This is a genomic window from Pseudomonas laurentiana, from assembly GCF_014648275.1.
Classification (GTDB): Bacteria; Pseudomonadota; Gammaproteobacteria; order Pseudomonadales; family Pseudomonadaceae; genus Aquipseudomonas; species Aquipseudomonas laurentiana.
Window position 1 is genome coordinate 54,678 of the sequence record NZ_BMQU01000017.1, and the last position, 14,610, is coordinate 69,287.

Sequence of the window (14,610 nt, forward strand, 5' to 3'; positions counted from 1 at the left end):
ACCACTGGGGGCCTATAGCTCAGTTGGTTAGAGCAGGGGACTCATAATCCCTTGGTCGCAGGTTCGAGTCCTGCTGGGCCCACCACCTTCAAAGCCGCGCACTGCGCGGCTTTTTCGTGTCGGCCATAAAAATCTCACGTCGTGCCGGTCCGAAAACAGCACGGCCTCGGTGTTGGACAGTGAGCCGAATAGCCGACACAATCGGCTCACACCATGAGCCGAATAAGCTCAGTAATCGGCTCACCGTGTGGGAGCACGGCTTGCCTGCGATGCAGGCACCGCGTACGTACACGCACCCTGCCGAGTCTATCGCAGGCAAGCCCGCATCCCATGGAGGATGCAAAAACGGCGGCATCGGCGGTGTCCTTAAACTTGGCACCAAGGCCTTTCAGCCAGCCCAATAGCCCTACCCCCGGGCCCGCACCTGAGATACCCCATGCCTGAAACACGCCCCGCAGCCCTCGACGAAATCGACCGGCAACTCATCGCCCTGCTGCAGATCAACGCCCGTGAAAGCGTGGCCACGCTGGCCCGGCAGCTGGGCATCGCTCGTACTACCGTCACCTCACGGTTGGCTCGCCTGGAGAAAACCAAGGTGATTACAGGCTACGGCGTGCGCCTAGGACAACGAGTCATTGATGGCGGCCTGCAGGCGTATGTCGGGATTACCGTACAGCCCCGTTCCGGCAAGGACGTGGTGCGTCGGCTCAGTGCCATGGGCCAGATTCAGCAGTTGTGTGCGGTGAGTGGCGAGTTCGACTATGTGGCCTGGCTGCGCAGCGACTCACCAGAGCAATTGGATCAGTTGCTCGATCAGATCGGCAGTGTCGAGGGTGTGGAAAAAACCACCACCTCGATCATTCTCAGTAGCAAGGTGGATCGTGGGCAGCCAATGTGACGGTCTCTGCAGGCATGGCGGAAACCAGCCTGCACCCACACCATTCGTCATTCTGTAGCGCTATACAGTCTAAATGACAGGTACAACAGCAGAACGACGACACTCTGCATCTTAATAACGAAATCAACGCCCTCTAAAATGACCAGCAGGCAGTTTCCTATACTCAAGCTCCGCACTCCGCGAAGCCCTGGCAAGGTCAATCATGAACAAGAACAATCGCCACCCCGCCGACGGAAAGAAACCCATCACCATTTTCGGCCCGGACTTTCCGTTCGCTTTTGACGACTGGGTCGAGCACCCCGCAGGCCTTGGTAGCATCCCGGCCGAACGGCATGGTGAAGAAGTCGCGATTGTCGGTGCCGGGATCGCCGGTCTGGTGGCGGCATACGAATTGATGAAGCTGGGCCTCAAGCCTGTCGTCTACGAAGCCTCGAGGATGGGCGGCCGCCTGCGCTCGCAAGCTTTTGAGGGCACCGACGGGATCATTGCAGAGCTGGGGGGAATGCGTTTTCCAGTGTCCTCCACGGCGTTCTATCACTATGTGGACAAGCTCGGTCTTGAGACCAAGCCTTTCCCCAACCCGCTGACCCCGGCCTCCGGCAGCACAGTGATCGATCTGGAAGGCCAGACCCACTACGCCGAAAAGCTCTCCGACTTGCCCAAGCTGTTCCAGGAAGTGGCCGATGCCTGGGCAGACGCCCTGGAGAGCGGCGCGCGCTTTGGGGATATCCAGCAAGCCATCCGTGACCGTGATGTTCCACGCCTCAAGGCGCTGTGGAACACCCTGGTACCGCTGTGGGATGACCGCACCTTTTACGACTTCGTTGCGACCTCCAAGTCGTTCGCCAAGCTCAGTTTCCTGCACCGTGAAGTCTTTGGTCAGGTAGGCTTCGGCACCGGCGGCTGGGACTCGGACTTCCCCAACTCGATGCTGGAAATCTTCCGCGTGGTGATGACCAACTGCGACGATCACCAACACTTGATCGTCGGTGGCGTCGAACAGGTACCACAGGGTATCTGGCGCCATGTACCTGAGCGTTGTGCACACTGGCCCGCAGGTACCAGCCTGAGCTCATTGCACCGGGGCGCGCCGCGGCCGGGCGTCAAACGTATTGCCCGAGCAAGCGACGGTCGCCTGGCGGTGACTGACAACTGGGGGGATACCCGCCACTACGCCGCGGTGCTGACCACCTGCCAGAGCTGGTTGCTGACGACGCAGATCGAATGCGAAGAGTCGCTGTTCTCGCAGAAGATGTGGATGGCCCTGGACCGCACGCGCTACATGCAATCGTCGAAAACCTTCGTCATGGTCGACCGCCCTTTCTGGAAGGACAAGGACCCGGAAACCGGCCGTGACCTGATGAGCATGACCCTGACCGACCGCCTCACCCGTGGCACCTACCTGTTCGACAACGGCGATGACAAGCCGGGGGTAATCTGCCTGTCCTATTCGTGGATGAGCGATGCCCTGAAAATGCTTCCTCAACCCGTGGATAAACGGGTGAAGCTGGCCCTGGATGCGCTGAAAAAGATCTACCCGAAAGTGGACATCGCCGGACACATCATCGGCGATCCGATTACGGTTTCCTGGGAAGCCGATCCGCACTTCCTGGGTGCGTTCAAGGGCGCCCTGCCCGGCCATTACCGCTACAACCAGCGGATGTATGCGCATTTCATGCAGCAGGACATGCCCGCCGAGCAGCGCGGCATGTTCATCGCCGGCGATGATGTCTCCTGGACCCCCGCCTGGGTAGAAGGGGCGGTACAGACGTCGCTCAATGCCGTGTGGGGTATCATGACCCACTTCGGTGGTCACACCCACCCGGACAACCCAGGCCCAGGCGACGTGTTCAATGAAATTGGCCCAATCGCCCTGGCCGACTGACGAGATAACCACCATGCGTATCGCCGTGTATCAGGGTGCGCCGCTGCCATTGGACGTGCCCGGCAACCTGGAACGCTTGCATCAGCAAGCCCAGGCCGCTGCGGCCCGGGGCGCCGAGCTGCTGGTGTGCCCGGAAATGTTCCTTACGGGCTATAACATCGGCGCCGAAGCGGTCGCTCGGCTGGCCGAGGCCGAGGACGGTCCCTCGGCCATGGCCGTGGTGGAAATCGCCCAAAGCAACCGTATTGCCATCGCCTATGGCTACCCTGAGCGGGCTGATGATGGTCGGCTGTACAACGCAGTACAGCTGATCGACGCCCACGGCAGCAGCCTGTGCAATTACCGTAAGACGCACCTGTTCGGCGGACTTGACCGGGCGATGTTCAGCCCGGGCCCGGATCACTTCCCCGTGGTTCAGCTCAACGGCTGGAGACTTGGCCTGTTGATCTGCTACGACATCGAGTTCCCGGAGAACGCCCGACGTCTGGCCCTGGCCGGCGCCGAATTGATACTGGTGCCAACCGCAAACATGGTGCCCTACGACTTTGTCGCCCAGGTCACCGTGCGTGCCCGCGCTTACGAAAACCAGTGTTACCTGGTCTACGCCAACTACTGCGGTGCCGAGGACACAATCCAGTACTGCGGGCAGAGCAGCATCGTCGGGCCGGATGGCAGCCTGCTCGCCATGGCCGGGCGCGAGGCCTGCTTGCTGGTCAGCGATCTGGAACGCCAGCAGGTCATACAGGGCCGTGCCAACACCCCTTATTTGCACGACCTGCGCCCAGAGCTGTACGGCGACCCGCGCAAAGGCTGAGTTATCCGCTAGCATGACGGTTCGCGTCCTGCCGGAGCCGTTATGCCTGCCACGTTTGCACACCACACCCTGGCCAACGGCCTGCAACTCACACTGCGTCATGCACCGCACTTGAAGCGCTGTGCGGCGGCAGTGCATGTGGCTGCTGGCAGCCACGATGCCCCGACAGCGTGGCCAGGGCTGGCGCACTTCCTTGAGCACCTGTTTTTTCTCGGCAATAGCCGCTTTCCGGCTGAAGACGGCCTGATGCGCTACGTGCAGCGCCACGGTGGCCAGGTCAATGCGAGCACGCAGGAACGGGCCACTGAGTTTTTTTTCGAAGTGCCGGTCGCGGCATTCAGCGGCGCCCTGGAACGGCTGTGCGACATGCTTGCGCGCCCCCGCCTGGACGACCATGCAGCGCAGTTGCGCGAACGCGAAGTACTGCATGCCGAGTTCATAGCCTGGTCTCGCGACCACGCCTCGCAGGCGCAATTCGCCTTGCTCCAGTGCGTTTCGGCAGGCCATCCACTGCGGGCTTTCCATGCTGGTAACCGCTACAGCCTGGGTGTTCAGCAGGCCGCCTTTCAACGGGCACTGCACGACTTCCACCAAGGCTACTACCAGGCCGGACAAATAACCCTGAGCCTGACCGGGCCACAGCCACTGAGCGAACTGCTGGCAATGGCCGAAACCTGTGGCCAGGTTTTCAAACCCGGGTTGAAAACAGCCCAAGCGCCGGTCGCCCCCCTGCAACTGTGCAGTGCCCCCACCCAACAGGCAGGCTTGCTGGACCTGCTGTTCGCCTGCGAACGCTTGCCTACCGGTAGCGAAGACGCCATTGCATTCCTCAGCACCTGGCTAACCGACAGCCAACCCGGTGGCCTGCTCGCACTGCTGCGCGAAAAGGGCTGGGTAACGAGCCTCCGTTTCAAAACACTTCACCAGTATGAGCAGCAGGCCCTGCTGCATGTGCAGTTCAGCCTGAAGGATGAGCCGCACCGCTACGACGTAGAACGACTGTTTTTTGACTGGCTGGCGTTTTTCAACAACGCCGACTGGACGCTGCTGATTGATGAGTACGCCCGGCTCCTGAGCTGCCAGCAAGGGCGCGCTGGCGCCCTGCAACTGGCACGTCAAGACAGCACGGGCAAAGCTCTCGGTACACCGGGCAGTGCTGGGTTGAGTGCGTTGCTCACCCAGCTTCGGGCTAGCGCATCCCCCCGGCGCGAAACAGCCACGGCTTGGAGGCTGCCGGAACCCAACCCGTTCCTGGTGGGCACCGATACAGCGGCTCAGGCTGCATCGAGCACTGCCGGCATCGCCTACAACTCGATCCTGCCGACCAAGCGCCAGACCGGCATCCTGTACCTGCGCTGGCAACTCGACTCAAGCAACCACGATAACCTCTACGCTCGGCTCAACACGGCGTTGCAAAAACTCACCGAGCGCGCAGCACAAGCCTGTGTAGAACTGGAGTTCAGCGCCTGCGCCCACTACTGGCAATTGCGCTGCGCTGGCGCCCCCAGAGCCGTCAATGCGGTCGTCACGCAAGCCCTCGCGGTGTTGCGTAGCCCTCCTGCGGACACCTGGCGAGCTGAGGTTGCCCCAGTCCAGGAACCACGGCTGATTCCGATCCGCCAACTGTTGCGACACTTACCAGAGGTTGTTCTGGGTGCGGTAAACGCAGCCACCCGGGAGCACGCCACAACCGAGGCAAACCTTGACGCCATGTGGGAACGCGCATGCTGGCAAGGACTGGCTACAGGCTTTTCGGCAACCGAACGGCCTCTACTGAACATTCCCGGCAGCGCGGGCAGCCACACCCTGCCGCGCCTCATCAGTGGCAGACAGTGGTACCGCTCGACCGATGACAGCGCAGAACACGCCCTGCTGTTGTTCTGTCCGGTAGCCGATGAGGCTGTCGGACGCTTGCTGGCACACCTGATCCAAGGGCCTTTTTACCAGCGTATGCGGGTTGAGCTGCAACTGGGCTATGCCGTGTTCAGCACCTTCCGTCAGGTTCAAGGCCATGCAGGGCTGTTGTTTGGCGTGCAGTCGCCGTCGGCTGGCCACGAACAGATCCTCGCACACATCATCACCTTCATCGATGAACTCACACTCTGGCTTGACGCTCATGCGGGTGGCCTGGAAAACCAACGTCGGGCACTGGCAGCGCAATTCGCTGAACCAGACATGAGCAACAACGATGTGGCCGAATGGGCCTGGCAGGCGCAACTGGCCGGGCACCCCAAACAGACCCTGGGGCAGTTGCAAGCGCGCATTCTGGCGGTAGACCTGGCAACCCTCAAAACAGCAACCGATGCCCTGCGCCAGGCTCATCAGGGCTGGCTATGCTTGGCCAACGGTACAGCGCCGTCCGCTGCCTGGCAGAGCACACGCTGATTTTTACGCCAAAGAAAATGGAATTCATCCTAGATTTAACCTTTCAGCTGCGCATTTTTAGTAAGATAGCGCAATCTCGGCCACCGAAAGCCCTTCATTACGAGGGTGGACTAAATAAGTAGCCGACTACCCCAAGACCTATCCGGAAGGAGTAATCCCATGTGGACCAAACCTGCATACACTGATCTGCGTATCGGCTTTGAAGTGACCATGTACTTCGCAAACCGCTGAGTTTGCGGTCAGTACAACGCCTCGGTCAGCCGGGGCGTTTTCATTTTCAGACGCGGCAGGAGTGGCCATGTACATCCAGATTCTCGGTTCCGCCGCCGGTGGCGGTTTCCCCCAGTGGAACTGCAACTGTGACAACTGCAGGGGCTTTCGTGACGGCACCCTGCGTGCCACGGCGCGAACCCAGTCGTCGATCGCCTTGTCCGATGACGGCGTTCACTGGGTACTCTGCAATGCTTCGCCAGACATCCGCGCCCAACTGCAAGGCTTTGCGCCGATGCAGCCGGCCCGGGCACTGCGCGACACGGGCATCAACGCAATCATCCTGCTCGACAGCCAGATCGACCATACCACCGGCCTGCTCAGCCTGCGCGAAGGCTGCCCTCATCAGGTCTGGTGCACCGACATGGTTCATCAGGACCTGAGCACCGGCTTTCCGCTGTTCAACATGCTCAGCCACTGGAACGGCGGGCTGGTCTGGAACCGTATCGAACTGGAAGGTAGCTTCGTTATCGACGCGTGCCCGAACCTGCGCTTCAGCCCTTTCCCGCTGCGCAGCGCAGCACCGCCTTACTCGCCCCATCGTTTCGACCCGCATCCGGGGGACAACCTCGGGCTGATGGTCGAAGACCTGCGCACTGGCGGCACCTTGTTCTATGCCCCGGGCCTGGGGCAAGTCGATGACGGGCTGATGGCGAAAATGGCCAAGGCCGATTGCCTGCTGGTCGACGGAACCTTATGGGACGATGATGAAATGCAACGCCGTGGCGTCGGCACCCGTACTGGCCGGGAGATGGGTCACCTGGCCCTGAACGGCCCGGGTGGCATGCTTGAAGTGTTGGAACACCTGCCAACGCAGCGCAAGGTGCTCATCCACATCAACAACACCAACCCGATCCTCGATGAGGACTCGGTCGAACGCGCCGAACTGAACCGCCGTGGCGTCGAAGTTGCCTTCGACGGCATGAGCATCGTGTTGTAGGAGCAGACATGAACGACGCCAAAGCGCTGTCCCCCGCCGAGTTTGAACAGGCCCTGCGGGCAAAGGGTGCCTACTACCACATTCATCACCCTTATCACGTGGCCATGTACGAAGGTCGGGCCAGCCGCGAGCAGATCCAGGGCTGGGTTGCCAACCGCTTCTACTATCAGGTGAACATCCCGATGAAGGATGCAGCGATCCTGGCCAACTGCCCGGATCGCGAGATCCGTCGCGCGTGGATTCAACGCCTGCTGGACCATGATGGCGCGCCCGGCGAAGATGGCGGCATCGAAGCCTGGTTGCGTCTGGGCCAGGCCGTTGGCCTTGACCCCGAGCAACTGCGTTCTCAAGAACTGGTGCTGCCCGGCGTGCGCTTTGCGGTAGACGCCTACGTCAACTTCGCCCGGCGCGCCTGCTGGCAGGAGGCCGCCAGCAGCTCCCTGACCGAACTGTTCGCACCACAGATCCACCAGTCACGCCTGGACAGCTGGCCGCAACACTACCCGTGGATCGACCCCGCCGGTTACACGTACTTCCGGACTCGCCTGGGCCAGGCACGCCGCGATGTCGAACATGGCTTGAGCATCACCCTACAGCACTACACTACAGTAGAAGGCCAGCAACGCATGCTGGAGATTCTCCAGTTCAAACTGGACATTCTCTGGAGCATGCTCGACGCCATGAGCATGGCCTATGAACTGAACCGCCCGCCCTATCACACCGTCACCCATGAGCGGGTCTGGCACAAGGGGATTGCCCTATGAGCTTCGATCGCAACCTGACCCCGCGCTGGCGCCCGGGTTATCGCTTCCAGTACGAACCGGCACAGAAAGCCCATGTACTGCTGTATCCGGAAGGCATGATCAAGCTCAACGAAAGCGCCTCGGCCATCGGCCAATTGATTGATGGTCAACGCACTGTCGCCGCGATCATCACCCATCTGGACGAACAGTTTCCCGGCGTACCCGAACTCGGTGATGACATCGAGCAATTCATGGAGGTCGCCCGTGCCGAACACTGGATCGAGCTTGCCTGACGTACCCGCCCCCCCACAGGTCGGCCTGCCGTTGTGGTTGCTGGCCGAGCTGACCTACCGCTGTCCGCTGCAGTGCCCGTACTGCTCCAACCCACTGGACTTCGCCGCCCAGGGTCAGGAACTGAACACTGAGCAGTGGTTCAAGGTGATGCGTGAAGCGCGGGAAATGGGCGCTGCGCAACTGGGCTTTTCCGGTGGTGAGCCGTTGGTTCGCCAGGACCTTGCCGAACTGATCGGCGAAGGCCGCCGCCTGGGCTACTACACCAACCTGATCACCTCAGGCATTGGCCTGACCGAACAGAAAATCGCCGACTTCAAGCACGCCGGGCTGGATCATATCCAGATCAGTTTCCAGGCCAGCGACGAAGAGGTGAACAACCTGTTGGCCGGCTCGAAGAAAGCCTTCACGCAGAAGCTGGAAATGGCCCGTGCAGTGAAAGCCCACGGCTACCCGATGGTGCTGAACTTCGTTACCCATCGGCACAACATCGACAAGATCGACCGCATCATCGAGCTGTGTATTGCCCTGGAAGCGGATTTCGTCGAACTCGCCACGTGCCAGTTCTACGGCTGGGCCCACCTGAATCGACTCGGCCTGCTGCCAACTCGCGCCCAACTGGAGCGCGCCGAACGCATCACCAACGAGTACCGGGAAAAACTGCAGGCTGCCGGCAACCCCTGCAAACTGATCTTCGTTACCCCGGACTACTACGAAGAGCGCCCGAAAGCCTGCATGAACGGCTGGGGCAGTGTATTCCTCACGGTCACCCCGGACGGCACCGCGCTACCCTGCCACGGCGCACGGCAACTGCCGGTGCAGTTTCCCAACGTGCGCGAACACAGCATGCAGCACATTTGGTACGACTCGTTCGGCTTCAACCGCTTTCGCGGTTACGACTGGATGCCTGAACCGTGTCGCTCCTGCGACGAGAAAGAAAAAGACTTTGGCGGCTGCCGCTGCCAGGCCTTCATGCTCACCGGAGACGCCAGCAAGGCTGACCCGGTATGCGCCAAATCGGCCGATCACGGGATCATCCTTGACGCCCGAAGAGACGCAGAGCATGCCAACCTGTCCATCGACCAGATGACCTTCCGCAATGATCGAAACTCCCGTGTCATCGCTCGCGGCTGACCGTTTCAGCGCCGAACAGGCCGTTGCCGCCGGCGCCGACTTTGCCGAACTCAAGGTCGGCCAGCACGGGCTGTTCTGGAATGCCTTTCGCCCTCAGGACGGTGCCTGCCGGATCTGGCATTGGCACAAGGGCCGCACCCGCTGCCTGACGCCCGATGGATTCAGCGTGCGCAGCCGGGTATACGAGTACGGCGGGGGCGCGTTCTGCCTTACACACAACGGCCTGGTGTTCGTTAACGAAACGGACCAGCAGCTGTATCGGCAAGGCCTCGATGGTGGTCAACCGCAAGCGCTCACCCACGGCCAGCGCCGTTACGGTGACGTGTACTGGGCCGACGGCAAGGTTGTGGCCGTAGAAGAAACGCACACGCCAGACCAGGTCGAACACCGCCTGGTCGCCATTGGCCAAGGCTCACGGGAAGTACTGGCCGAAGGTGCAGATTTCTATGCATCGCCAACCTTGAGCGAGGATGGTTCCCGTCTGGCCTGGATCGAGTGGAATCGCCCCGACCAACCCTGGACCGCCACCCGCCTGCTGTGCTGCCAGCGTCTGGCAGATGGCCGCTGGAGCCCGGCACAGTGCATCGCGGGGGACGGCGAACAGGAGTCCCTGCAGCAGCCGCGTTTCGACCGTAGCGGCCATCTCTACTGTTTGTCTGACCGCGAAGGCTTCTGGCAACCCTGGGGCGAAACCGAACACGGCTGGCGGGCACTACCTGCCACTGCCGCCGACCATGCCGGCGCGCCCTGGCAACTCGGGGCCAGCACTTGGCGACCGCTGGACCATGGCTGCTACCTGGCCAGTTGGTTTGAAGACGGTTTCAGCCGCCTGGGCGTACGTCATCCCGATGGTACGCTGGAGGACTTCAGCGGCACGTTCACCCGCTTTCGCTGCCTGGACCTGGACAACACACACCTGTATGCCATCGCGTCATCGGCCACCCGCCCACCAGCGGTCATTGCCATCCACCGGCGCAGCCACCATGTTGAGGTACTGAGCGGCGGTGCATTGCCGCTACCGGCCGAGCACATCAGCCGTCCACAAACCCTCCGCTACCCCAGCGGTGATGGTATTGCCCATGGTTTTTTCTACCCAGCCATGAACGGCACTTCACGCCCACCACTGGTAGTGTTCATCCATGGCGGCCCGACATCCGCATGCTACCCGGTGCTTGACCCGCGTATTCAATACTGGACCCAACGCGGCTTTGCCGTCGCTGACCTCAACTATCGAGGCAGCAGCGGCTATGGCCGCGCCTACCGTCAGGCGCTATGCGGGCGCTGGGGCGAAGTCGATGTGGAAGATGCCTGTGCCGTGGTCAGCTACCTGGCCGGGCGAGGCCTGATTGATCCAGCCCAGGCCTTTATTCGGGGAGGTAGCGCCGGTGGCTACACCACCCTGTGCGCGCTGGCCTTTCACGACGTGTTTCGCGCTGGCGCCAGCCTCTATGGGGTCAGTGATCCACTGGCACTGACCCGCGCCACGCACAAGTTCGAAGGTGACTACCTTGACTGGCTGATCGGCGACCCCGTGCAGGACATCGAGCGCTACCGACAGCGCACACCGCTGCTGCACGCAGCACAAATCAAGGTGCCCGTGATCTTCTTCCAGGGAGAACTGGATGCGGTGGTCGTACCCGAACAAACCCGCAGCATGCTCGATGCCCTGAAACGCCGCGGTATTCACGCCGAAGGGCACTTCTACGCCAACGAACGCCATGGCTTTCGCACGGCGGCGAACCTCGCCCACGCGCTGGAAGAAGAATGGAAGTTCTACCGTAACGTCCTGAGCACGGCGTAGGGTGTCAGCCGTGCCAACAGCCAGCCCTTGCTCGATGTGCCATTGAGTACCTGACGACCGATAAAAAAACGCCCCGAGCCAAAATGATCAGGCCCAGGGCGATGCGCAGGAACGCGAGACGGTTCGTAAAATTCGTTAGTGCAGCACGTTGCCAGAAAGAATCAGGTGGTCCAGTTGGTCCGCCACCAGCACTTGCTTGCCGGCACTCAAGGCCTTTTCAAGCAGGCGTCGCTCAGCATCACGCCAGGGCTCCAGAGCTTGCTCGGGCCCCAGGTCGATCAGTAGATCGAAGCTGTCCAGCCGTGGCATGCGGGCATGGGCGTAAAGGTGGCAGATGTGTACCGCTTCAGCGTTTTGCAACAGCCAGCGGTTGAGTGGCCCATGACGCTGGGCGGGCGAGTGTTGCAGGACAAGTACACGCATCTCAGGCAATAGCCTCGCGACGACGGTTCAATTGCGCGGTATGCACCCGGGCGAATGCCCGCGCCAGGCGCAGCAGCATTTCATCGATGTTGCCTTTGCTCACGGTCAGCGCTGGTGAAAAACGCAGCACGTTCGCTTGCGGTGCGTTCAACAGCAAGCCTTCCTGTAGCGCAGCCTTGACCACCGCTGCAGCCGAGTCATCCGCCAGCTCCAACCCCCAAAGCAAGCCCTGGCCACGGACTTCACCTTGGCCGTAGCGTGCTGTCAGACGCCCCAAGCCATCACGCAGATGCCGTCCGGCCTCCTGCACATGCTCAAAGAACCCCGACTCGAGAACCGTTTGCAGAACGGCCAGGCCAGCAGCACTCATCAATGCGTTACCGTGATGGCTACCCTCCAACTCGCCCGGCTCGGCACAGCAGGCCGCGCCACGCGCCAGCAATGCGGCCAGCGGCACGCCGCCACCCAAACCTTTGCCGAGGGTCACGATATCGGCACGCACACCGTAGGTTTGCTCGGCGAGCAAGGCACCACAGCGACCGATACCGGTTTGAACTTCATCGAGAATAAGCAGGATGCCCAACTCGCGGCACAGGCGCTCGACGCCCTGAAGATAGTCCTGGGTCGCCGGAATGACCCCGGCCTCTCCCTGGATCGGCTCCAGCATGATCGCAACCGTACGTGAGTCGACGGCGGCATGCAGGGCTGCCAGGTCGTTGTAGGGCACCTTGCTGAAACCTGGCAAGCCAGGTTCACAACGGTTGCACGGCGACGGATCAGAGGCCGACAACGCCCCGAGCGTGCGCCCATGGCAACTCTGGCTGGCAGTGATGATGTGATAGGCACCATTGCGATGCAGTTGGCCCCACTTGCGCGCCAGCTTGATCGCACCCTCACAGGCTTCTGCGCCACTGTTGAGCAGGTAGGCCTGATCACTGCCTGTGCTTTCGCACAGGCGATTGACCAGTTGCAACAACCCACGGTTATGAAACCCTGCCCCTGGGTTAATCAGCGCCTGGGCCTGAGCACCCAGTGCTTGAACCAGTGCTTTGGGGCTGTGGCCAAGACTGTTGACCGCACAACCCTGGGTGAAATCAAGGTACGCCCGCCCGTCGCTGTCCCACAGCCAGGAGCCCTGCCCACGGACAAAGACTTGTGCTGGGCGCTCTGCCACTGGCATCAGGTACTCACGCGACAACGACTCGACAGGTGCCGTGGCCACAGGAACGGGGTCGTGCTCTTCAGGTACAGCCGACGAACGACGCAGGTTGAACAGGTTCATGCGCGCAGCCCTTCCAGCGGCAAGCCGAGCAGACGCGAGGTCCAGTCTTCGACCTGGCCGGTACGTAGACGCTTGATCGCGGTATCGCGCCAGCGTGACGACAGGGCCGGACAATCCACCAGCTTTTTCAAACCTGCATGCTCCAGGGGTTCACGAAAAAAAGCATGTAACGCCCAGGCTACGGTGAGGCCTGGATAGCTACGCTGAATCAACTCAAAAGGCTCTTCGGCACTGACGAAACCTGGCTTGAGCACACGGTAAAACCAGCCACAACGGCCCGTTTGCTGAGCCAGCTCTGGCAAATCCGGCAGGCCCCAGCGATGACTGAGCCGGTAGCAAGGCGAACGGGGTTGGCTGACCTGCAACAACGCGCCCCCCCAACGAAACATGTCACCCAGGCACACAGACTCTTCGTTCATGCCGTGGGTAGAGAGGTTTTCGCCGAATGCCGGTGCACACCAGTCGATCTGCGGATAACGTTTGCGCCAATAGGCGTAGTGCTCGGCGGGGTAGTGATGCAAGGCCCGTTCAGGGCCGGTATGGAAGCGTGGGTCGCCGTGTTCATCGCTGCCCAATCCCTGTGGCCATAACCACAGCCTTCTTGCAACCTGTTCCTTATCGATATCGGTCATTAAGCCATGACCGATGTTTTTAGCCTTGCCTATGTAAACACCATCCACATACACGGTATTCATCGCGCCCTATGGCCCTGTAAACCTTGTGAATACGGGATAGACTAGGCTTCTTGAGGGCTAACAGCCATTTCGTTTTTCGAGCTTTTTTGATAAGTATTCCTTATGGATTTTCGCCAACTGCGTTATTTCGTCGCGGTCTACGAAGAAGGTCATGTCGGCCGGGCGGCCGAACGCCTTTCACTGTCCCAGCCGGCGCTGTCGCAACAGATCCGCCAGCTCGAACACAGCCTGGATGTCAGCCTGTTCGAGCGCGGTAACAAGCGCTTGCTGCCGACCTTGGCGGCACACACGCTGTACAACCATGCGCTGCCCCTGCTTGACGGCCTGCAGCGAGCGAGCGACGCCCTGCGCAATTTCAAGGGGCAGTCATTGCGTACTCTGGCCATTGGCGTGCTGCAGACCGTACGCCCAAGCCTGGTACCCCAGCTGCTCGACCGAGTGCGCAAGGCCCAGCCGCACCTGGTGGTACAGATCTACGAACTGTCAGGCATGGAAATCGAACGACGCTTGCTCAACGGCACGCTGGACATCGGTATCAGCTACCTGCCGCCGCGCCAGCCGGGCCTGCACGGCCTGATGCTGTACGAAGATGAATTGCAATTGGTGATCCCCAACACGCACCCTTTGCGCGAATTCAAGAAAGTCTCGCTTAAACAGGCCGCTGAGCTACCGATGCTGCTGCTGGGCGAAGAATTCCAAGTGCGTCAGATCTGGCAATCGCAACTGGCCAACCTCGGTCGGCGCCCGCAGGTACAAGCGGAAATGAACAACATGGGCGGGATCCTCGACAGCCTGCCACATACCTCACTGGCCACGGTTTTACCCGGCCGGGCTCAAGAGGTAACCGATGATCAGGAACTGCTCTGGAAGCCGTTGAGCGAGCCACGGGTGCCGTTGAAAGTGGGGTTGGTATTCCGGGATGCACAGCGCCAGCAAGCCTCGATCGAGTTGCTGCGTACGCTATTGGAAGAAGAGATCGACCCACGGCACATCGGCGTATCGCCGCTTGATGTACTAGGCTGACAGATCGCTGGAATAGCTGGAATAAG

14 protein-coding genes and 1 tRNA gene are annotated in these 14,610 nt (G+C 61.0%); 12 read left to right on the top strand and 3 right to left on the bottom strand.

From position 1 onward, the window contains the following. Positions 1 to 8 precede the first annotated feature (8 nt). The 11 genes from IE038_RS17630 to IE038_RS17680 all read left to right on the top strand — a co-directional run bounded on the left by IE038_RS17630 (position 9) and on the right by IE038_RS17680 (position 11,161). Positions 9 to 85 (top strand) — tRNA-Ile (locus IE038_RS17630). 351 nt (positions 86 to 436) lie between these two features. Continuing rightward, positions 437 to 898: an Lrp/AsnC family transcriptional regulator gene (locus tag IE038_RS17635; RefSeq protein WP_163939570.1), complete on the top strand. Its 462-nt coding sequence runs from the start codon at positions 437 to 439 to the stop codon at positions 896 to 898. 202 nt (positions 899 to 1,100) lie between these two features. Further along, positions 1,101 to 2,783: a flavin monoamine oxidase family protein gene (locus tag IE038_RS17640; protein WP_163939568.1), complete on the top strand. Its 1,683-nt coding sequence runs from the start codon at positions 1,101 to 1,103 to the stop codon at positions 2,781 to 2,783. A 13-nt stretch (positions 2,784 to 2,796) separates the two neighbouring features. Then, entirely contained in the window at positions 2,797 to 3,597 is an 801-nt protein-coding gene (locus IE038_RS17645) for a carbon-nitrogen hydrolase family protein (protein ID WP_163939572.1), read from the top strand. A 42-nt stretch (positions 3,598 to 3,639) separates the two neighbouring features. Then, on the top strand, positions 3,640 to 5,982 hold the full coding sequence (gene pqqF / locus IE038_RS17650) for a pyrroloquinoline quinone biosynthesis protein PqqF (protein ID WP_189396018.1): 2,343 nt from the start codon (positions 3,640 to 3,642) through the stop codon (positions 5,980 to 5,982). 159 nt (positions 5,983 to 6,141) lie between these two features. Further along, complete coding sequence (gene pqqA, locus IE038_RS17655; protein ID WP_003243383.1) at positions 6,142 to 6,213, top strand: pyrroloquinoline quinone precursor peptide PqqA; 72 nt, start codon at positions 6,142 to 6,144, stop codon at positions 6,211 to 6,213. A 67-nt stretch (positions 6,214 to 6,280) separates the two neighbouring features. Next, a complete protein-coding gene (gene pqqB, locus IE038_RS17660) occupies positions 6,281 to 7,192 on the top strand; it encodes a pyrroloquinoline quinone biosynthesis protein PqqB (protein WP_189396019.1) in 912 nt (303 codons plus the stop codon). A gap of 8 nt (positions 7,193 to 7,200) precedes the next feature. Then, complete coding sequence (pqqC, locus tag IE038_RS17665) at positions 7,201 to 7,956, top strand: pyrroloquinoline-quinone synthase PqqC (RefSeq protein WP_189396020.1); 756 nt, start codon at positions 7,201 to 7,203, stop codon at positions 7,954 to 7,956. Next, positions 7,953 to 8,228 carry a pyrroloquinoline quinone biosynthesis peptide chaperone PqqD gene (gene pqqD, locus IE038_RS17670; protein ID WP_189396021.1) on the top strand — a complete coding sequence of 92 codons (276 nt, stop codon included), beginning with the start codon at positions 7,953 to 7,955 and terminating at the stop codon, positions 8,226 to 8,228. Before pqqC ends, pqqD begins: the two co-directional genes overlap by 4 nt. Next, positions 8,200 to 9,360 carry a pyrroloquinoline quinone biosynthesis protein PqqE gene (gene pqqE, locus IE038_RS17675; protein WP_163938132.1) on the top strand — a complete coding sequence of 387 codons (1,161 nt, stop codon included), beginning with the start codon at positions 8,200 to 8,202 and terminating at the stop codon, positions 9,358 to 9,360. Before pqqD ends, pqqE begins: the two co-directional genes overlap by 29 nt. After that, positions 9,326 to 11,161 carry a S9 family peptidase gene (locus IE038_RS17680; protein ID WP_163938134.1) on the top strand — a complete coding sequence of 612 codons (1,836 nt, stop codon included), beginning with the start codon at positions 9,326 to 9,328 and terminating at the stop codon, positions 11,159 to 11,161. Before pqqE ends, IE038_RS17680 begins: the two co-directional genes overlap by 35 nt. Before the next feature lie 135 nt (positions 11,162 to 11,296). On the opposite strand, the gene IE038_RS17685 is transcribed toward IE038_RS17680, so the two are convergent. Genes IE038_RS17685 through IE038_RS17695 form a run of 3 tightly spaced genes read right to left on the bottom strand, consistent with a single transcriptional unit; the run spans position 11,297 to position 13,561 of the window. Further along, the gene (locus tag IE038_RS17685) at positions 11,297 to 11,584 is read right to left on the bottom strand and encodes a hypothetical protein (RefSeq protein WP_229775686.1); all 288 of its coding nucleotides are present in this window, start codon (positions 11,582 to 11,584) and stop codon (positions 11,297 to 11,299) included. 1 nt (position 11,585) lies between these two features. Further along, complete coding sequence (locus IE038_RS17690) at positions 11,586 to 12,866, bottom strand: aspartate aminotransferase family protein (protein ID WP_163938138.1); 1,281 nt, start codon at positions 12,864 to 12,866, stop codon at positions 11,586 to 11,588. Continuing rightward, on the bottom strand, positions 12,863 to 13,561 hold the full coding sequence (locus IE038_RS17695; protein ID WP_163938141.1) for an MOSC domain-containing protein: 699 nt from the start codon (positions 13,559 to 13,561) through the stop codon (positions 12,863 to 12,865). The genes IE038_RS17690 and IE038_RS17695 overlap by 4 nt, the downstream gene beginning before the upstream one ends. A 102-nt stretch (positions 13,562 to 13,663) precedes the next feature. Here IE038_RS17695 and IE038_RS17700 point away from each other — a divergent pair, with 102 nt between their 5' ends. Continuing rightward, positions 13,664 to 14,584: a LysR family transcriptional regulator gene (locus tag IE038_RS17700; RefSeq protein ID WP_065761424.1), complete on the top strand. Its 921-nt coding sequence runs from the start codon at positions 13,664 to 13,666 to the stop codon at positions 14,582 to 14,584. The last annotated feature ends 26 nt before the right edge of the window (positions 14,585 to 14,610 follow it).